Below are 20,074 nucleotides of genomic sequence, written 5' to 3'. Positions count from 1 at the left end.
CACTCCCAAACAACTGAGATGAGCAACGCATTCCTAGAACACCGCGCTAAATACCGCGAAGTCGTGTCACGCCGTTACGGCGTGACCCCAGAACTGTACGACGAAGCCTCGCGCCAGCTGGCGCCGCTGGCTGTCCCTTTCAGCATGCGCAAGGGCGAATACCTGCAACGCATCGGCACGCCGGCGCAGTATGTGCACTGGCTGCACAGCGGCGTCACGCGTACCGGCTTCATTACCGAGGCCGGCAACGAAGTCACGCAGCACTTCCAGACCGACGGCGAGTCGGTCGGCGCCCATGACGATCTGTTGCGTTCGTGCGAATCGGAACCGGCATTGAATTTTGTGGTGGCGGAGACGGCCATACATGGCTATCGGCTGGACTGGTCGGAAATCAGCGCGCTGTATAAACGCAACAGCGACATGCGCGATTACTACCTGGGCGCAGCCCAGCGCAGCATCATCGACCAGAGCCGCCGGCTGTACCTGAACGCCTCGCCGGCGCAGGGCCGCCTGAATGCCTTCCGCCGCGAGTATCCGGGGCTGGAGCAACGCATTTCGCAGAAGGTGGTGGCGTCGTTCCTGGGCATTACGCCGCAGTACATGTCGCAGCTATTGCGGCTGGACGGCAGCAAGCGGTAATAAAAAAGGCGCTCCACGGAGCGCCTTTTCATTTACTGCCTTTTATTTATTTCTTGATGCTTTTGATTTTGTTGTTTTCATCCACAAACACCAGCTTCGGCACGTGGGTTTCGATTTCCTGGTCGGTCATCGGACCATAGGTGCAAATGATTAGCAGGTCGCCCAGCTGCGCCTTGCGGGCGGCGGCGCCGTTCAGCGAAATCTCACCACTGCCGCGCTTGCCAGGAATGGCGTAGGTGGCGAAACGCTCACCGTTGTTGACGTTATACAGTTCGATCTGCTCGTTGACTTTGATATCGGCGGCTTCCAGCAGGTCCACGTCGATACCGCAGGAACCTTCGTAGTTCAGGTCGGCCTGGGTCACCGTTACGCGGTGCAGCTTGGAGCGCAGCATAATACGTTGCATAGAATTCTTTCCCTCGATAGTAAGCGTTCAACCTTGCCATCCTGTCCAGGCAGGGGCAGCGACGCGAGGGCGGCATTGTACCATTCCTCACCATTGCAAGTCGCTTTGTGGCATATTGTTTACTTGTAAACGTATTCAACTATTTTCATGAAGCTGACCCGCCTGCTCTCGCTGTCCACCGCCGTTTTGGCGTTGCTGGTATGCGGCATGCTGGGCCACATCACCCGCAACGCCTGGCTGCGCTATGACGCCACCGACGCCGGCCTGCAAGCGCTGCGGCTGACGCGCGCCGCCATGGTGGCGGCGGAAAAACTGTCGTTTGAGCGCGGCCCGGTTAACGCCGTGCTGGGAGAACGTGTTACTGCCGATCCGGCGCGGCGCGAACGTCTGCAGCGCGGCCGCGCCGCCACCGACCTGGCGCTACTGCAGCTGGAGCGCGAACTGCTGGCCGATGACGGCAACCGTCCAGCCGCCGGCAGCGTGCCACGGCGGGTGGTGCTGACGCCGCTGCGTGCGGCGCTGGCGGCGGCGCGCCACAGCGTCGACCAGGTGGCCGCCCTGCCGCCGGCCGAACGCACGCCGGAACAACTGAAGCAAGCCATCGAGCAGATGTTCGGGCTGGTGCCACTGGCGCTGGACGCCGTCACCAGCTACACGCAGGCCTCCGAACTGGCGTACCCGCGCATCACGCGGGCGCTGATCAAGGCGCGCTACGCGGTCGAACTGCGCGAGTACGCCGGCCGCCTCGGCTCCCTGCTGACCGTGCCGCTGGCCACGCGTCAGGCGCTGACGCCGGCCGAGTACACGCGGCTGCAAATGCTGCGCGGCCGCATCGCCCAGCTGCGCCAGCAAGTGCAGGCGACCGACAGCGGCGGCAACCTGGCCATCGTGACGCAGCGCGTGGACGACATCTACTTCGGCGAAGGCCTGCAACTGGTGACCGACATCGAACAGGCCAGCCGCGCCGGCCGCGCCTACGAGCTCGATACCGCGCAACTGGCGCAGCGCTACGTGCCGACCATGACGCCGATCCTGGCGCTGCGCGACGAACTGCTGCAGGAAGCCGAGACGCAGGCGCAAAACGACCATGAGCACGCGCGCCGCGAACTGTGGATCGCCACCCTGTCCGGCATCGCCATCCTGCTGTCGCTCACGCTGTTGCTGCTGATCGTGCGGCGGCGCGTGATCGTGCCGCTGCTGCGCGCCACCCGCGCGGTGATTCGATTGGGGAATGGCGACTACTCGCGCGACTCTGGCGGCTCGCAGCGCGCCGACGAAATCGGCGACATGCTGCGCGCGCTGGCCACGCTGCGCACTAACAGCATCGAGCGCCAGCAGCTGGAACTGGAGCGCCAAAGCCTGATCGACGAACTGCGGCTACGCGCCAACACCGACTACCTGACCGGCATCCTGAATCGGCGCGCGTTTGTCGCCGCCAGCAACCAGCGGCTGCAACGCGCGCGCGACTGCCGGGAAACGCTGGCGGTGCTGCTGTTTGATATCGATCACTTCAAGGCGGTCAACGACGCCCACGGCCACGAAGCCGGCGACCAGGTGCTGATACGGATAGCGGCGCTGGTGCGCGATGAATTGCGCGACGGCGAAATCCTGGCGCGCCATGGCGGCGAAGAGTTTGTGGTGATGCCGGCCTACTGCCAGCTGGAACAGGCTTGCGCGCTGGCCGAGCGTCTGCGGCTCGCCATCGCCTCGGCGCCATTGACGCTGGCCGATGGCCAGCTGCTGCGGGTGACGGCCAGCTTCGGCGTCGCCAGCGCCACTGGACCTGCGGCGGCGCTGGACGATCTGCTGCATGCGGCCGACCTGGCGCTGTACAGCGCCAAGCGCAAAGGCCGCAACCGCGTGGAGAGCGCGGCTTAGATTATTTCTTCGCCGTCTTCACCGGGGTAAAGGTCAGATCGCGGAAGTCGTAGCTGAAGTCCGTTTCGGTGGAAATCGGCGCCATCTTCATGCGCTCGATGCTGCCGTCCGGATTCAGCGCAAACGTCACATAGGCGTCGGCGTTGAAGTTGCGTTCCTTCCAGCGCACGATGAAGGTGTCGTGCTGGAAGTGCTCCAGTTCCCCGCTCAGGTCCGGCGTGCGCTCGAAACGCATGATGCGCTTGCCGCCCTCCTCGTGGATGCTGGCCTTGCCGTACCATGCATCCTCATACTCGCCGTCGTAGGCCGCCAGCGGCAGCGACGGTTTCGAGGCGGCCGCGCGCGCCTTGTGCTCTTTGCCCTGACGCTCCAGTTCCTCCTTGTGCGCGGCCGCTTCCTGGTCGGCGTACAGCCCGATCCAGTCGGTCTTCACCGGCACATCCAGGAACGTGTCCAGTATCGTGTAGTACAGCGAGGCCATGGCCGGGCTGTTCTCCGCATTGGTCAGGATGGCGATGCCCAGCTCTTGGTCCGGCACCATCAGCACCGTCGAATAAAAGCCTTGCAACGCGCCGCCGTGCATGGCGATTTTGTGCCCCCTGTAGTCGCGCAGCTGGAAGCCCAGGCCATACGACAGGAAGTTGGGCTTGGTGGCCGCCAGCGCCGGCTTCGGATCCCTGATCGGCATCGGCGTCTGCTCGCTCCACAATTCGGCGACCTGTTTGGCGCTGATCAGTTGCTTGCCGTCTGGCGTCTTGCCCTGTTTGAGCAGGAGGTTCATCCAGCGCGCGATGTCTTCGGCGCTGGTGTTAATGCCCACCGCGCCGACCGCATTCGGCACCGGCATCGGCTTCACCACCGAGATCTTGTCGTGGATCTTGCTGTGCGGCGCCGAGTAGTCACTGGTGGCCAGCATGTCGGCCACGCTGGTCTTGGTGTCGCTCATGCCCAGCGGCGTCAGGATGCGCTCCTGCACCGCCTCGCCCCACGGCTTGCCGGTCTTGGCGGCGATGATCTTGCCGGCCACGATGTACAGCAGGTTGTCATAGGCGTAGCTGGCGCGGAAGCTGGTGGCCGGCTTGACGTAACGCAGCCGCTCGATGATTTCGTCGGTGCTGAACTGGGTGCTTGGCCACCACAGCAAATCGCCGGCGCCGAGACCGAGGCCGCTGCGATGGGTCAGCAGGTCGCGCACCGTCATCTGGCCGGTGACGTACGAGTCGTACATCTGAAAGCCCGGCAGGTGCTTGGTGACCGGATCGTTCCAGGCGATCTTGCCTTCATCGACCAGCATCGCCAGCGTGGCGGCGGTGAAGGCCTTGGAATTGGAAGCCACTTCAAACAGCGTCTTGCCGTCCACCGGCGTTGGATCGCCCAGCTTGCGCACGCCGAAGCCCTGGGCCACCACCACCTTGCCATCCTTGACGATGGCAATCGCCATGCCCGGCACCTGGAAAGTCTTCAGCGCGCGGCTGACGTCATCGCCCAGCGACGCCGTCACTGCGGCGGTAGTATCGGGCGCCGTCACCGGCGCCGCCATAACAGGCGCGCCGGACAGCGCGCCCCACACCGCCAGCGTCAGCGCAGCGGTTGCAAAAGGTCGGATCATCTTCATTGCTTTTTAAATGCCTTGTCGACGGAGGTCTGGGTGACCGGATGATAGTGCGAACGCGCCTTGGCGTACACGCCCTTGGCCCAGTCTTTCTCGTTAGGGTTCTTCAGCAACGCGGTGTACAGCGGCACCACAAACTTCTGGCGGCCGACGCTCATCAGGAATTTATTCAACGGCTCGCGCACGTTGTAACCGGCATGCACCGACGCCAGGAAGAAGCGGAAGGCGATTTCGTTGTTGCCGGTTTTACCCAGGCCGAAGGTCTGGTCCAGCTCCTGCATCTGCGCTGCCGTGGCCTTGCCGTCGATATCGTTCAGGAAGTGCATCCACTCCAGCGCGATCCAGTTTTTGGCCGGCAGGTCGGCAGTCGGGAATTCGCCTTTCAGCCACGCGGTGCGCTGCGTATCCAGCGCGGCCAGGCGTGGCGAGGCGGCGCGCTTGGCGCTGGCCGGAATGCCGGGACCATACAGCCACTCATCCAGCTCGGATTGCGACATAATTTCCGGATGCGCGTCCAGCAGGTTTTTCTTCAGGTAGTCGACAAATTCGCCGGTGGTGGCGGACTGGAAGGCATGCTGGTCGAACCAGCCGCGCAGGAAGGGATCGAACACGTCGCGGCCGGCGCGCTGCTCCAGGGTGCGCAGCAACCACGCGCCTTTCGGATATACCAGGCCAGTGTCGGTATAGCTGGCGGCGCTGGTGTCCGGATCGCGCGATATCAAAGCCTGCTTGGCGGCCGGGATGCCGGCCAGCGACGCAATCGCTTCTTCCTGCTCCACTTGCAGGTTCATCTCCGCCACTTCTTCGCCGTACAGTTTTTCCACGATGCGGGTGGTGACGTAGGTGGTGAAGCCTTCGTTAAGCCAGAAGTGCTTCCACGAGGCGTTGGTCACCAGGTTGCCGGACCACGAGTGCGCCAGTTCGTGCGCGATCAGGTCGACCAGGCTCTTGTCGCCCGCGATCATGGTCGGCGTGACGAACGTCAGGCGCGGATTTTCCATGCCGCCGATCGGGAACGATGGCGGCAGCACGATCATGTCGTAACGCTCCCACCGGTACGGGCCATACAGGCCTTCAGCGGCGGCGATCATTTTTTCGGTGTCGGCCATTTCACTGGCGGCAGCTTCGATGCGCTGCGGCTCGGCGTACACCGCCGAACGCGGACCGACGTTGCGCACGTCGATCTCGCCGATGGCGATGGCCAGCAGGTAGGATGGAATCGGCTGCGTCATCTTGAACTTCCAGCCGCCGGCGCCGGTGGCTTGCTGGTCGTTCTCGGCGCTCATCACCACGCGCATGCCGGACGGCGCTTCCACGCGGGCGCTGTAGGTGAAGCGCACCGCCGGCGTGTCCTGCACCGGCGCCCACGAACGGGCGTTGATGGTTTCCGATTGGCTGAACATGAACGGACGCTTGCCGGACATGGTCTGCTCAGGCGTCAGCCATTGCAGCGCGGTGGCCGACGGCGCGGTGCGGTAGTAGATGCGCACTTTCTGCGGCTGGAACGGAAGGGCGATGCGCAGCGCGCGGCCCTTCTCCACATCCAGCTTGTCGAGCATGAAGGAGGCGGCGGTCCAGCGGCCATCGGCGGCCAGCACCTGCACCTTGGCGATGTTGAGTTCATTGGTATCCAGCACCAGCGTGCGGGCCGACTTGTCGATCCAGTTGAGCGACAGTTCGGCGTAGCCGGACAGGATCTTGTGGCTGAAATCCGCTTTCAGGTCCAGGTGCAGATCGGTGGTGCGGACCTGGTCGTAGCGGGCATAGCTCAACGGATCGGCGTGAGCGGAGAGCGACATGCATGCGGTCAGCACGAGTGCGGCAATGGTCTTCTTGATCATGTGGCGATACTTTCAATGTTATCTTCAGCGCGAAGCAGAATACCATAGGCATGTTTCTGCCATGTGTTAAAATCCGCGCCGTTAGTGGGGAGTAGTCGGCTTGCGCCGCCCGGTGCAAGAACCTGTGTCAACATAATCGGTCCGCAGACCGTGGCGCAGGTGGCCGTGCAAATAGCACCGGCTTGGCGAGACCATGATCCTTGGGGCGGCCGTGATGGGCCGGAGCCGCGCCTGGATCATTGGTTAACCGTTCCGGCCCGCGTACCTTACTCATCATGGAAGCATTCTTCGTCTCTACCGGCATTGTCGCCCTCGCAGAAATCGGCGACAAAACCCAGCTCCTCGCTTTTGTACTCGCCGCCAGGTTCCGCCGTCCCCTGCCTATCGTTGCCGCGATCCTGGTCGCGACCATCGCCAACCACGCCTTCGCCGCCGCCATCGGCACCTGGATCACCAGCATGCTGGGACCGGAGTTGCTACGCTGGGTGCTGGGCGCGTCCTTCCTCGCGATGGCCGCATGGACGCTGGTGCCGGACAAGCTGGATGAGGAAGACGCCAAGCTGGCGAAATACGGCGTGTTCCTGACCACGCTGATCGCCTTCTTCCTGGCCGAAATGGGCGACAAGACGCAGGTGGCCACCGTGGCGCTAGCGGCCCGCTACCACAGCATGGTTGCCGTGGTATGCGGCACCACGCTGGGCATGATGCTGGCCAACGTCCCTGCGGTCTACTTCGGCGACAGGATCGCCAACAAGATCTCGCTCAAGCTGGTTCACGGCATCGCTGCCGTGATCTTCGCGGTGCTGGGCGTGGCGACGCTGTTAGGCGCCGGCGCCTCCCTGGGCGTTTAACATCGCAGTGGCCGGCGGCGCTCCCGCCGGCACCAGCAACTCAACGCGGTGCGTGCGGCCGCTGTCCTGCAACGCGATCAAGCCATCGGGCTGCGGCACGCCGTCCACCGACATGATCGGCGCGGAGGTCGCGCCTTTGTTGACGCGGATCTCGTAGGTGGCGCTGGCGTAGCGATACGTCAGCGTGAACGTGGTCCAGTTCTCCGGCATGCGCGGCTCCAGCTTCAGATGGTTGGCCGTGCGCGTGAGGCCCAGCAGCGACTCCAGTATCAAACGATACATCCAGCCGGACGAACCGGTGTACCAACTCCAGCCGCCACGTCCCACATGCGGCGCCACAGCGTACACGTCGGCCGTCACCACATACGGTTCCACCTTGTAGATCGCGGTGTCTTCCGGCGTGCGACCGTGCATGACCGGATTGATCATGCGCGCCAGTTCCCATGCCCGTTCGTTGTCGCCCAGGCGCGCGAAGGCCATCGCGGTCCAGATTGCGGCGTGGGTGTACTGACCGCCGTTTTCGCGCACGCCCGGCACGTAGCCGCGGATATAGCCCGGATTCGGCCCGGCCTTGTCGAACGGCGGATCGAGCAGCTGGATGATGCCCGAATCGCGGCGCACCAGTCGCTGGTTGACCTGCTCCATCGCCCCGCGCACCCGCACCGGATCGGCGGAGCCGGACAGCACGCCCCAGCTTTGCGAAATCGAATCGATCTGGCATTCCTCGTTGGTGTGGGAACCGAGCGGCGTACCGTCGTCGAAGTAGGCGCGGCGATACCATTCGCCGTCCCATGCATTCTGCTCGACGTTGGCGGCGACGCGGCGCGCCTGTTCGCGGCACTCGGCGGCGAACGCCGTATCGTTGCGCATATCGGCCACCTCGGCGAAGCGTTTCAGCACTTCGCACAGGAAGAAGGCCAACCACACGCTCTCCCCTTTGCCATGCTCGCCGACTTTATCCATGCCGTCGTTCCAGTCGCAGGAACCGATCAGCGGCAAGCCATTGACGCCGAAGCGCAAGCCGTTGCGGATCGCGCGCTGGCAGTGATCGTACAGCGTGCCCTGCTCGCTGGAGCGGGCCGGCATGTCGTAGTACGAATCCTCTTCCGGCTTGACCGCGCGGCCTTCCAGATATGGCGCCATCTCATCGAGGATGCTCATGTCCCCGGTGCTGGCGACATAGCGCCAGGCGCCCAGCGGCAGCCACAGATAATCGTCCGAGCAGTGCGTGCGCACGCCACGGTCCGACGGCGGATGCCACCAGTGCTGCACATCGCCTTCCAGGAACTGGTGGGCCGCGCACAGCATCAGCTGATCGCGCAGCAGTTGCGGCTGGGTGTGAATGGTGGCCATCGCATCCTGCAGCTGGTCGCGGAAGCCGAACGCGCCGCCCGACTGGTAGTAGCCGCTGCGTGCCCAGATGCGGCAAGCGATGGTCTGGTACATCAGCCAACCGTTGGCGATGACGTCCAGCTCCGGCTCCGGCGTTTCGATGCGCACGGCGCCCAGCGTTTTCTCCCAATGCGCATGCACCGCGCGCAGCGCTTCGTGCGCCGCTTCGGCACTGCGGTGTTTCTGTACCAGGCTGCTGGCGTCGGCGTTGCGGCGGCCGGCCACACCCAGCACAAACACGATCTCGCGCTCCTGGCCAGGCAGCAGGTCGAATGGCGCCTGAATCGCTGCACAGGCATCCAGCCCGGCGCCGATCTTGCCGGACAGGCGAGAACGGCGCAGCGCAGCCGGTGCCGCCAGCGTGCCGTTACGGCCCATGAACTCCGTGCGGTCGGCGGTGATGCTGCGCAGCGTAGCGTCGCAATTGAAGAAGGCCACGCGGCCGCTGAACTCCGTGTTGTACGGGTTCTTGGCGAACAGCGCACCGCTGACCGGATCGGCCTCGGTGACGATGTGCATGCCCGACTTGGAGCGCATATCGCCCAGCACCCATTCCACGTAACCGAAGGCCGACAGGCGGCGCTGCACCAGCGAGTCGTTGCGCACTTTCAGCACCGTGTACTTGATCGGCGCGTCGAGCGCGACGAAGGTGGTCATCTCGGTGTAGATGCCGGCCTCGATATGTTCAAACACGCTGTAGCCGAAGCCGTGGCGCGTAATGTAGTCGCCATTGCCGCGCGCCGGCAGCGCCGTCGGCGACCAGAACTGGCCGCTCTGTTCATCGCGCAGGTAGAACGCTTCGCCGCTGCTGTCGCTGACCGGATCGTTGTCCCACGGCGTGATGCGGTATTCATGCGCGTTCTCGTGCCAGGTGTAGGCCTGGCCGCTTTCCGAGATCACGGTGCCGAACTGCGGATTGGCCAGCACGTTGGACCACGGCGCCGGCGTACGCTGGGCGTTGCTGGTGGTGATCACGTACTCGCGGCCGTCCGGGGTAAAGCCGCCGGTGCCGTTTTCCAGGATCAGGCCACGCGCCGGATGGGTGACCGGACCGGCGTCCGCGTACTCGCCGCGATTGTCCGCCAGCAGTGGCGGCATGCGCAGCGTCGGCGGCGTCGGCCGCTTGATCTGTTCAGCCAGCGAACCGCGCGAGTCACTGATGATGACGCGCGCCACCGACTGCATCAGCACCCGGTCTTCGTTCGGAATCTGGTCCATCAGGCGCACGAAAATGCCGCCCGGACGGTCGATCGCCTGGGCGTCGATGCCGGACGCGATCAGGCCCATGATCTGGTCGTGCAGCGCTTGGCGGTAGCCGGATTGGTCTTCGTACCAGATCACCAGATCGACCACCAGCCCTTTCAGGCGCCAGTAGGCGTGCGCCTGCACCATCTGGCGCGCCAGTTCGATGTTGGACGGATCTTTAATCTGCATCAGCACGATCGGCAGGTCGCCGGAAATCGCGTACGCCCACAGGCCGGACTGACCGCGCTGATTCTTGATCAGCGTCGCCGCTTCAGCGCGCAGGCCGGCGTTCGGGTAGATCACCGAATTGGCCAGGCGGCCGTACAGCTGGCCGTCCGCTTCGCTGGCGTTCAGCTGGCGCAGCACGACCTGGCTGTGAGTCCACGCCAGCTCGAACACCCGATCGGCCAGATGGCGGTCCTGGTATTTGTCGATCAGGTGCAGCGCGACGTCGCGCTGCTCGGTCATGCCGGTGACGATGTCCACTGTCGCAAACTGGTCCGGCTTGAGCGTGATGGTGTAGCGGATCGCCACCACCGGATCGAGCACCGAACCCTCGCCGCCGCTGAGCGGCCCTTTGTTCAGCATCGCGCTCGGCGCGGCCATGGTGTTGCCGCGGCCGATGAAGCGCGAGCGGTCGGTTTCGTACGAGACGTTGACCACCGGCGCATCGTGCACCATCATCGAGTGCATCATCCATGGCGGCGTCTCGTGCGCGCCGCGCGGACGGCGCGTGCACAGGATGGCGCGTTCCTGCGGCAGGATTTCGGTCTGCACAAACAGCTTGCTGAAGGCCGGGTGGGCGTTGTCGGCGGCGGCCGGCGCCATCACCACTTCGGCGTAGCTGGTCACCTCGATGGTGCGCACGCGGTCCGACTTGTTGGTGATGCGGGTACGACGCAATTCGATATCGTCTTCCGGCGACACCACGATTTCCGTGTACAGGTCGATGTGACGATCGGAGCGGCGGAACTCGGCGCGGCCTTCGGAGAAGATCACTTCATGCTTGCGCGGCTCGACCAGCGTAGGTTGATAAGTGGTGGACCAGAACTCGCCGTCCTCCACATCGCGCACGTAGCAGAAGTTGCCCCAGTTGTCGCGCGTGCTGTCTTCGCGCCAGCGCGTCACGGCCAGGTCTTTCCAGCGGCTGTAGCTGCCGCCGGAGTTGGTGACCATGACGTGATAGCGGCCGTTGGACAGCAGCTGGGTTTCCGGCACCGGCGTCGAATGCTGCGTCAGCACGCGCATCGGCATCGACTGCTCCGGCGCGGTGGTGCGGATCGCCGCCATCTCGGTGGTGTTGGAGTAGAACGCGCCGACCTGCGGGCTGCGTTCCTGCAGCACCAGCAGCGTCGATTGCAGCAGCGGATCGGATTCGAAACGGCGCTGCATCGGCCGGTCGTGCAGCAGGTAGCTGAGCGACAGGAAGCCCATGCCCTGGTGGTGGACCATGAACGAACGGATCACCGCCGCGCTCTGGCCGCGCGGCAGGCGCGACGCCGTGTAGTCGATCGCTTCGTAGAAGCCGTAGCGGCCCATATAGCCCAGTTCCGCCATCTTCTGCAAGTTGGCGCACGAGGCTTCCGGCTGCACCATCAGGCCCATCATGCTGGCGTATGGCGCGATCACCAGATCGTCGGCCAGGCCGCGCTTCAGGCCCAGGCCCGGCACGCCGAAGGCGCGGTACTGGTAATTCAGGCTGGCGTCCACCGTGTTGTAGCCGGATTCGGAAATCCCCCACGGCACGTTGCGCTGCTTGCCGTAGTCGATCTGCGCGTCGATCACGGAATTGTAGGTCTGGTCCAGCAGCGTGCTTGGATAGTTCGGCATCACCAGCAGCGGCATCAGGTACTCGAACATCGAGCCGCTCCACGACAGCAGCACCGGCTTGCCGGCGACGATGCACAGCTGGCGGCCGAGCGCGAACCAGTGCTCTTGCGGCAGCTGGCCCTGAGCGATGGCGACAAAGCTGGCCAGTCGTACTTCCGACGCCAGCAGATCGTAGTAGCTGGCGTCCAGGCGGCGGTCGCTGACGTTGTAGCCGATCGCCAGCAGGTTGGTGGTCGGGTTGAACAGGAAGCCATATTCCATCTGGGCGAAAGCGCCGCAGCGCAGCGCCAGGTCGGCCAGCGCGCGCATGCGCTCATGCGCAGCGGTGCTGCCTTGCTCGAACAGTGCGGCCAGGCGTTGCTGGCGATCGCGTTCGTCCGGCGCCAGGTCGTTGATGGCGATGGAAGCGGTGGAACGCGCCAGCGCCGCCAGTTCGCGCAAGGTCGGCATGCGGGTCATGCTGGTGTCGAAGATGGCGTCCGGCGACAGCGCGGCCCATGGCGTCAACGCGGCCAGTTCGTCCAGCGCGGCGCGGCATTGCTGCACCAGCGATTCGGCCCACATGGCGGCGGCTTCGCTGTGAGTGACGGCGTGCGGATGGAATTCGTCCGCTGCGGCGCTGACGCGCGTCAGCCAGCCATACAGCTCTTGCAGGTTGCCGGCGTCCGGCGCCGGCGTCAGTGCGGCCAGCAGCGCGTCGATTGCATCGGCGGCCACGGCGGAGGTGATGGCCGCGCCGGTGGCCGTAGCGCCGGCCGCAATGCCGGCATCGGCCAGCGTCTCTTGCAGCACGCGGGCGGTGGTGGCGATGCCGTCAACGATTTGCTTGCCGAGCACAGGCTCGTCATACAGGCCGGTCAGGCCCGGCGCCATGGTCAGCAGGTGGCCGGCCAGGTTGCCGCTGTCCACCGTCGAGACGTACATCGGATGCAGCGGCTTGAGCGTCAGCGTGTCGTACCAGTTGTAGAAGTGGCCCTGGTGACGCTCCAGCTGGTCCATGGTGTCCAGCGTATTGGCGGTGCGCGCCATCAGCTGGCTGACAGTGATGTAGCCGAAATCGGTGGCGGTCAGGTTGGCCAGCAGCGCCATGCCGATGTTGGTCGGCGAGGTGCGGTGCGCAATCACCTGTACCGGATGCTCCTGCATATTATCCGGCGGCAGCCAGTTGTCTTCCTGGCCGACGAAGCGCTCGAAATACGCCCAGGTGCGGCGCGCCAGCTTGTTGAGGAACAGCGTCTGTTCGGCCGACAGCTGCGCCGCCTTGCGTTCGATCGGACGGCTGATCCAGTCGGCGATGGCCGGCGCCACCAGCCACGCCAGCAGGAACAGCGATGCCGGCGGCAGGCTGGATGGATGCCATCCCAGCAGCGCGCCGCCGACGAACAGCGACAGCACCGGCGCGAACCACATGGTGCGCCAGGTGCTGACCGTGCCGTCGGCCTGGCGCGCCAGGGTGGAGGCGCGCCATTCCAGCAGCTTGCGGTGCGAGACGAAGGAGCGCCACAGGCTGCGCAGGATCGCGTCCACGCTAAAGTAAGCTTCGTATGGCAGGAAGGCCAGCATCAGGATCGCATGCGAGAAATGCAGCCCGCTGCGGCGCAATGAGGCGCGGATATGCTGGCTCCACAAGGTGTCGCGCGGACGGCGGCACAGGTCATATACCATGCTGACCAGCGGAGGCAGGAAGATCACGGTCAGCACGGCGCCGGTCCACATCCATGGATCGGGCAACCAGCGCCACGCGGTGATCAGCGACAGCACCAGCGCCGGCGCGGTCAGGCTGCGGCGCAGGTTATCGAACAGCTTCCAGCGCGACAGCAGCGACAGCGGATTGCGTTCGCGCTTGCCGCGGCCGCTCGGCACGCGGCCGGCCAGCCAGCCGATCAACTGCCAGTCGCCGCGTATCCAGCGCTGGCGGCGGCTGACGTCATCGCCGTATTGGGCTGGATAGGCTTCGTACAGCTGCGCGTCGCTCAGCAGGCCAGCGCGGATGTAGCAGCCTTCCAGCAAATCGTGGCTGAGGATCTTGTTTTCCGGCAGGCGGCCGCCCAGCACTTGCTGGAACACGTCGATATCGTAGATGCCCTTGCCGATGAAGGAGCCCTCAAAGAACACATCCTGATAGACGTCCGACACGGTGCGGGTATACGGGTCGATGCCCGGTTCGCCGCCGCACAGTTTTTCGTAGCGCGAAGCGTTCTCGCTCGGCAGCGCCACCGCCACGCGCGGTTGCAGGATGCCATAGCCTTCGGTCACGCGACCACGCTGCAGGTCGACGCGCGGACGGTTCAGCGGGTGCTGCATGGTGGCGATGAATTCCTTGGCCGCGTCGCGCGGCAGCTGGGTGTCGGTGTCCAGCGTGATCACGTAACGGATGCTTTCCAGCTCCGTGGTGTCGCCCACCACCAGCGAGAATTTGTCGCGCGCGCCGCCACGCAGGAAGGCGTTCAGGTCTTCCAGCTTGCCGCGCTTGCGCTCATAGCCCATCCACACGCCTTCCTGCGGATTCCACATGCGCGGACGGTGCAGCAGCAGGAACGGCGCGTGCGGCGAACCGTTGGCATACTTGTGATTCAGGTGCGCGGTGCAGCGCTTCATCTGCTCGGTCAGCGCGTCGTCGTTCGGCATCTTCTCGGAACGGGCGTCGGCGAAGTCGGTCAGCAGGCAAAACGTCAGGTTGGGATCGCGATTGGCGAGGAAGCGCACTTCCATCTGCTCGAACAGATCGTCAATGTTTTCCTTGCTGTAGACCAGCGTCGGCACCACTACGACGGCGCGCGCGTCGGACGGGATGCCGTCCTTGAAGTCCATGCGCGGCAAAGGCCGTGGATGGGTAACCAGCGTGGCCACCCAGTTCACCAGGTTCAGCGCCAGATGGCTGCTGCCCAGCAGCGCCAGCACGCCCAGCGCGAACAGCACAAAGCCATGCACACCGTAGAACGATGCGCGCTCCAGCAGCAGCGCGGTCGACACCAGCGAAATGGCGGCGATGGCGCCGAGGTAGGAGGTCAGCGGCGAGGCGCTGGATGTCTGCTGCATCGCCTCGTTCCACGGCCGGCGCATCTGCGTTTGTTTTTCCAGCGCGGCCAGGCCGCCGCCGATCAGGTAGAAGCCGACGTGGCCATGGCGCGAATCGCCGGTGCCATGATGCGCCATGGCCAGCGCCAGGGCCTGCTGCGCCACTTCTTCTTCGGTGAAGCGCGAGCGCTTGGCGATTTTTTCAATCGAATGGCGATACTGGTCGCGCGTGGCGAATTCCATTTTGCCGTAGATGTCGGCCGGGTCCTGGCGCAGGGTTTGTTCGACCTTGCTCATGGTCTCGACAAACTCCTGCCAGTCCATGGTGCCGAGGAAGCGCAGGCTGCCGATGCTGTTGGCGATGGAGACCTGCTCCGCCGCCTGCTGCTGGATCTCGGTCTGGATCTGCTGTTCGATGGTCTGGCCGATTTCCGCCAGGCGGTGCGTGATCCACGTCAGCGCCAGCGTCAGCGCCGGGCTTTGTCCTTGCAGGCGGCGCGCCAGTTCGGCCACGAAGGCGCTGGTGATCGGCGGATTGGAGCGCGCCATGTCGGCCACCATCAGGATCAGGCCGCTCGGATTCTTGTCGGCGATCTCGGTCATCTGATCGGCCCAGGTGTTGGCCAGGTCGCGCTGGGCGCGGTTGTCGGCCACGCGCGCGGCCACGCGGCGCAGGTTCTCGATCAGCGCCAGGCGCAGCATGATCGGGATCGCCCACAGTTCGCCCAGCTTGAGGGTGGCGACTTCCTGGTAGGCGTCGACAAAGCGGCACAGCGATTCCGGATCGACGCGGCCGTCGCCGTGCGAAATGATCTCCAGCGCGATCTTGTAGACGCGCGGGCAGCCATCCGGCGCGCCCTTGCCCAGGCGCGGCAATTCCTTGCTGTAATCCTTGGGCAGGTGGCGGCGGGCGATGCGGATCTGTTCTTCGATCAGATAGAAATTATCCAGCAGCCATTCCGACGCTGGCGTGATCTGGCGCCCGGCCTTGATGGCGGCGGTCAGTTCATCGCAGGTGGAATCGATGACGGCGGCGTTTTCCGTCAGGCGCGACAGCAAGCGGTCGCGGCCGCCGCGCTTGCTCAGCTCATGATGCTGGGCCAGCGTTTTGCCGTGCGCGGCCATTTGGGCGGCACTGAAGAGTTCCGCGCGCAGCGGCAGGTCTTCGTCATCGTCTTCGGACACCAGGGAGCCGGACTGTGATTCTCGGAAACCCAGGGTCATCTCGGGCAGGATAGGATTGGACTTGTTCAACTTGGACCTCGCTTCGACGCGGCGAATGGAAAATTATGGGCCAAGCAATCGTACGGTGGCGCACGGAAGGGGACTGTACGGTGACGTACATAACAGGGTGAGCAAAAAAAAAGGACCGCTTGCGCGGCCCCTGCAAAAGGAGGAAAGTTGACTCAGGCTGCCAGCGGCAGCGGCGTCGCCAGCGCCAGTCCGCCGTTGAGGCTGTACGCGTGGCGATGTCCCAAGCGGCGCAGGCACAGCGCCGCCATCATGCTGCGGTTGCCGCTGCGGCAGAAAAACACCAGCGGCGCCTGCTCCGCACCCAGCCATGCACTGGCGTACTCGGCCAGGCGGCTCAGCGGCACGCTCAAGGCCATGCGCCCGGCCGGCAGCGGCGCGATGGTCGCGGCAAATTCATACGGCTCACGCACATCCACCAGGCACGCATCCGGATGCGCCGCCAGGAAGGCATCCAGCGCGCTGCCGTCGAGTTGCGCATCGGCAGCGATGATTGCCGACGGTTCAGCATTCATGCTGGCGCAGAATTGATTCTGTTCATCCCGCGTCGGGCACAGCAGCGTGCGCTCGCTGATAATTTCATGCAAAGCCTGTTGCGCCGGACGGGCGCTGAAGGCGAAGCGCACCGCAGCAGCCGGCAGCCGCGCCTCGTCCGCCGAGCCCAGCAGATAAGCGCGCAGTTCGTTGCCGGTGCCGCAGGGCACGCAGGCCAGCACTTGCGCGCCGAGCGTGATGGCGGTGGCGCCGGCGCCATTGTCCAGCGCGATAGCAGTGGCGTTTTGCGGCCAGCCATAAGCGTCGGCCTCGGCCGCGCGGTTGAAGTGGCGGCCCAGCGCCTCGACCAGCATGGCGCGGCCGGCATTCGGCAGCGTGCTGACCACGGCTTGCACCTGGTAGTTCTGGCAGCGCACGTACGCTTCGATGCGCGCAGTGTGCTCCGGCAACGGATCGATGACGATGCAGCTGCGGCTGGCGGCGTCCAGCACCATCCAGCTGCACGCGCCTTCCACGCCCAGTTGCAGCAAGCCGTCGTGCGGCACGGCGGTGCGGTCGGACGGGATTAGGCAGCTGGCGCGCAGCGCCGCGCCGCAGCGCTCGATGCGGGTGCAGGCGGCGGCAATGGTGGCCTCATCGGTCAACGGGCCGAACGACATGCGAATGGCGCCGGCGCTGCGCCACAGCGGGAAGCCCATCGCGTCCAGCACGTAACTAGGCGCGGCCTTGGACGAGGAGCAGGCGCTGCCGGCGCTGACGCGTACATCGGCGGCGTCGAACACATCCATCAGCTCGCGGCTCGACAAGCCGGGGACGGAGAAGTTCAGCGTGGTCGGCAAGGCTGTGTCGAACGGATGGTTGAACACCACGCCCGGCAAGGCGGTGCGCAGGCTGTCCGCCAGGCGCGCGCGGAAGTTGCATAGCTCGGCCTGGCTGCGGAAGGTATCGCCCCGCTCCAGTGCGCCCAGCACAGCGCCCAGCGCGGCGATGCCAGCCATGTTCTCGGTGCCCGAGCGCTGTCCGGCTTCCTGGCCGCCCCCCTGTATCAGCGCGGTGAACGGCGTGCCGGCGCGCACGTACAGCATGCCGATGCCTTTCGGCGCATTCAGTTTATGACCGGAGAACGGCGCGTAATCGATGCGGGTAGACGACAGATCCAGCTTGAGCTTGCCCAATCCCTGGACGCAGTCCACCAGCCAGTAAGCCTTGCTGCCGGTTTGCAGCAGCACCGCCTCGATGCCGGCCAGATCGGAGATGACGCCGGTTTCATTGTTGGCGGCCATGGTGCACACCATCGCGGCTTGGGCGGCGATGTCGCGCAGCGCGCTCAGGCTGTGCGCGCCGTTGTGATCGACCGGCAGCTTGTGCAGCGTCAGGTTCAGGCCCAGCAGGCGATTCCAGTGGGCCAGGCTTTCCGGCACGGCCTTGTGCTCGGTGGCGCCGTAGACCAGCAGCGTGCCGATGGCCTTGCCAGCGTCCTTGCGCTCACGCAGCGCCACCAGCGACGACAGCACGGCGGTCTGGATCCCCTCCGTGGCGCCGCTGTTGAACATCAGGCGGCCGTTGCCGACGCCCAGCAGGCGCACCGCGCAGGCACGCGCTGCATCGAGGATGACCTTGGCCTTCAGGCCGGTCGCGTGGGTGCTGCTGGGATTGCCGTAGCGCTGGCCCATGGCGTCGGTGGCAGCGGCAATCGCGGCGGGCAGAACAACGCTGGTGGCGTTGCTGTCGAGGTAGATTTCAGTAGTCATCCATATAGCTTACGCAGTTATGCCGAAATAAACGTACCAAAATGCTGCGCTCAGGCATAAGATGGAGAGGTTACATGCTCTCTTTTCCCGATAAATAGAATGAATCAACTTGACCGCTTTGACTACGCCATCCTCGACGCCCTGCAACGGGACGGCACGCTGTCCGTTGCCCAGCTCAGCGAACAAATAGGTTTGTCCTCCACGCCCTGCTGGAAACGGCTGCGCCGGCTGGAGGAGGAAGGGTATATCGAGAACCGCGTGGCCATCATCAACCGCAACAAGGTCGGCCTGCCGGTGACGGTGTTTGTCAGCGTGCGCACCACCCAGCACGATGAGAAATGGTTCGCCCGCTTTGCCGCTGCGGTGGCGGCATTGCCGGAAGTGCAGGAGTTTCACCGCATGAGCGGCGACGTCGATTACCTGCTGAAGGTGGTGACGATCGACATCGCCGGCTATGACCGTTTTTACAAGAAGCTGATCAAGTCCGTGCAGCTGACCGGGGTGTCGTCGGCGTTCTCGATGGAACAGATCAAGATCACCACCTCGCTGCCGCTGGGGCTGGTCTCGCACCAATAAAGTGCAATCATGAGATAATGCTTCATGTTAAATACTTGATTTAAAGCCAATGCGCGCCTTCTTTGAAAGCTGGCTGCCCAGCGCCCCTACCGCCAACCGCCGCGAACAGCTGCGCGCCTCCTTCGGCGCCCTGTGCGGCATCTTGCTGACCGCCCTGCTCAGTCAGCTGCTGCTGCAATCGACCCACGCGGCCACATTCCTGGTCGCACCGATCGGCGCCTCGTCGGTGCTGCTGTTTGCCTTGCCGGCCAGTCCGCTGGCGCAGCCGTGGTCGGTGATCGGCGGTAACGTCGTCAGCGGGCTGGTCGGCGTGGCCTGCGTGCACTGGTTCGGCGACATCCTGCCGCTGCCCTTGCTGGCCGGGCTGGCCTGCGGCGGCGCGATTGCCGCCATGTTCGTCGCGCGCTGCCTGCATCCGCCCGGCGGCGCGGTGGCGCTGACTGCGGTGATCGGCGGCTCGGTGGTGCAGGCGGCCGGCTATGAATTCGTGCTGATGACGGTGCTGGCCGATTCGGTGCTGTTAGTGCTGATGGCCGTCACCTATAACAACCTGACCGGGCGCAGCTATCCGCACGTGCAACACGCGCACGTCAATCCGCACGCCACCAGAGATGCGGTGCCCACCGTGCGGCTGGGCTTCAAGCCGGAGGATCTGGACGCGGTGCTGCAACAACATAATCAAGTGCTGGACATCAGCCGCGACGATCTGGAGTCGCTGTTCATGCAGACCGAGCAGCGTGCCTACCAGCGCCGCTTCGGCATCATCAGCTGCGCCGACATCATGTCGCGCGATATCGTCAGCGCCGAGTTCGGCACCGGACTGGACGATGCGTGGCAGCAGATGCGCGCGCACCGCGTGACTTGCCTGCCGGTGCTAAACCGCGCGCGACGGGTGATCGGCATCGTCACCCAGACCGATTTCCTCGACCATGGCGGGCTGGACGACTACCGCAGCATTCGCCAGCAACTGCGCCGATTCCTGCGTAAAAGCGGCGTCACCCACACCGAAAAAGCCGAAGTGGTCGGCCAGATCATGACCCAGCATCCGACCACCGCGCGGACCGATACGCCGATCGTCGACCTGGTGCCGCTGATGGCGGACTCGGGTTTCCACCACATCCCGATCATCGATCATGAGCAGCGATTTGTCGGCATCATCACCCAATCGGATCTGGTGGCGGCGCTGTACGAGAGCCGTTTCGCGGAAGCGGCGGCTTGATACAAAATTAGTTTCCTGCGGCTGGGGCAATAGCTTATGCTATCGGCCAACTTTGTCCATCCCAAGGATT

The 20,074-nt window shown here is 64.7% G+C and carries 10 protein-coding genes and 1 riboswitch; of the genes, 5 read left to right on the top strand and 5 right to left on the bottom strand.

The annotated features are described in order from the left end of the window. The first annotated feature begins 18 nt into the window (after positions 1-18). Entirely contained in the window at positions 19-639 is a 621-nt protein-coding gene (locus HH213_RS12870; RefSeq protein ID WP_229263416.1) for a Crp/Fnr family transcriptional regulator, read from the top strand. A gap of 46 nt (positions 640-685) precedes the next feature. Here the strand turns inward: HH213_RS12870 and panD are convergent, their stop codons facing one another. Then, on the bottom strand, positions 686-1,045 hold the full coding sequence (gene panD / locus HH213_RS12865; RefSeq protein ID WP_110846333.1) for an aspartate 1-decarboxylase: 360 nt from the start codon (positions 1,043-1,045) through the stop codon (positions 686-688). Positions 1,046-1,192: 147 nt separating this feature from the next. On the opposite strand from panD, the gene HH213_RS12860 reads away from it, so the two are divergent. Then, a complete protein-coding gene (locus tag HH213_RS12860; protein WP_169112492.1) occupies positions 1,193-2,923 on the top strand; it encodes a GGDEF domain-containing protein in 1,731 nt (576 codons plus the stop codon). A 1-nt stretch (position 2,924) separates the two neighbouring features. Here the strand turns inward: HH213_RS12860 and HH213_RS12855 are convergent, their stop codons facing one another. Together HH213_RS12855 and HH213_RS12850 are read right to left on the bottom strand one after the other, a co-directional pair. After that, complete coding sequence (locus HH213_RS12855) at positions 2,925-4,538, bottom strand: serine hydrolase (protein ID WP_169112491.1); 1,614 nt, start codon at positions 4,536-4,538, stop codon at positions 2,925-2,927. After that, positions 4,535-6,376 carry a M1 family metallopeptidase gene (locus tag HH213_RS12850; RefSeq protein ID WP_110846330.1) on the bottom strand — a complete coding sequence of 614 codons (1,842 nt, stop codon included), beginning with the start codon at positions 6,374-6,376 and terminating at the stop codon, positions 4,535-4,537. The genes HH213_RS12855 and HH213_RS12850 overlap by 4 nt, the downstream gene beginning before the upstream one ends. Before the next feature lie 74 nt (positions 6,377-6,450). Continuing rightward, a riboswitch (yybP-ykoY riboswitch) is annotated at positions 6,451-6,634 on the top strand. A 17-nt stretch (positions 6,635-6,651) separates the two neighbouring features. On the opposite strand from HH213_RS12850, the gene HH213_RS12845 reads away from it, so the two are divergent. Then, complete coding sequence (locus tag HH213_RS12845) at positions 6,652-7,227, top strand: TMEM165/GDT1 family protein (protein ID WP_110846329.1); 576 nt, start codon at positions 6,652-6,654, stop codon at positions 7,225-7,227. On the opposite strand, the gene HH213_RS12840 is transcribed toward HH213_RS12845, so the two are convergent. Both HH213_RS12840 and HH213_RS12835 read right to left on the bottom strand, forming a co-directional pair. After that, positions 7,198-15,897 carry a GH36-type glycosyl hydrolase domain-containing protein gene (locus HH213_RS12840; protein ID WP_371875700.1) on the bottom strand — a complete coding sequence of 2,900 codons (8,700 nt, stop codon included), beginning with the start codon at positions 15,895-15,897 and terminating at the stop codon, positions 7,198-7,200. The two genes, HH213_RS12845 and HH213_RS12840, sit on opposite strands and share 30 nt — an antisense overlap. Positions 15,898-16,118: 221 nt before the next feature. Then, the gene (locus HH213_RS12835; RefSeq protein WP_169112490.1) at positions 16,119-18,209 is read right to left on the bottom strand and encodes an aminotransferase class V-fold PLP-dependent enzyme; all 2,091 of its coding nucleotides are present in this window, start codon (positions 18,207-18,209) and stop codon (positions 16,119-16,121) included. Between the two features lie 99 nt (positions 18,210-18,308). Here HH213_RS12835 and HH213_RS12830 point away from each other — a divergent pair, with 99 nt between their 5' ends. Then, positions 18,309-18,785, top strand: coding sequence for an Lrp/AsnC family transcriptional regulator (locus tag HH213_RS12830; RefSeq protein WP_110846326.1), 477 nt, complete (start codon positions 18,309-18,311; stop codon positions 18,783-18,785). Positions 18,786-18,834: 49 nt separating this feature from the next. Beyond that, positions 18,835-20,004, top strand: a complete 1,170-nt coding sequence (locus HH213_RS12825) for an HPP family protein (RefSeq protein WP_169112489.1) — start codon at positions 18,835-18,837, stop codon at positions 20,002-20,004. The last annotated feature ends 70 nt before the right edge of the window (positions 20,005-20,074 follow it).

Source organism: Duganella dendranthematis (genome assembly GCF_012849375.1).
In the GTDB taxonomy this organism is placed as follows: domain Bacteria; phylum Pseudomonadota; class Gammaproteobacteria; order Burkholderiales; family Burkholderiaceae_D; genus Rugamonas; species Rugamonas dendranthematis.
The sequence above is the reverse complement of the archived record's forward strand: the minus strand, read 5'-3'. Positions and strand labels throughout refer to the sequence as shown.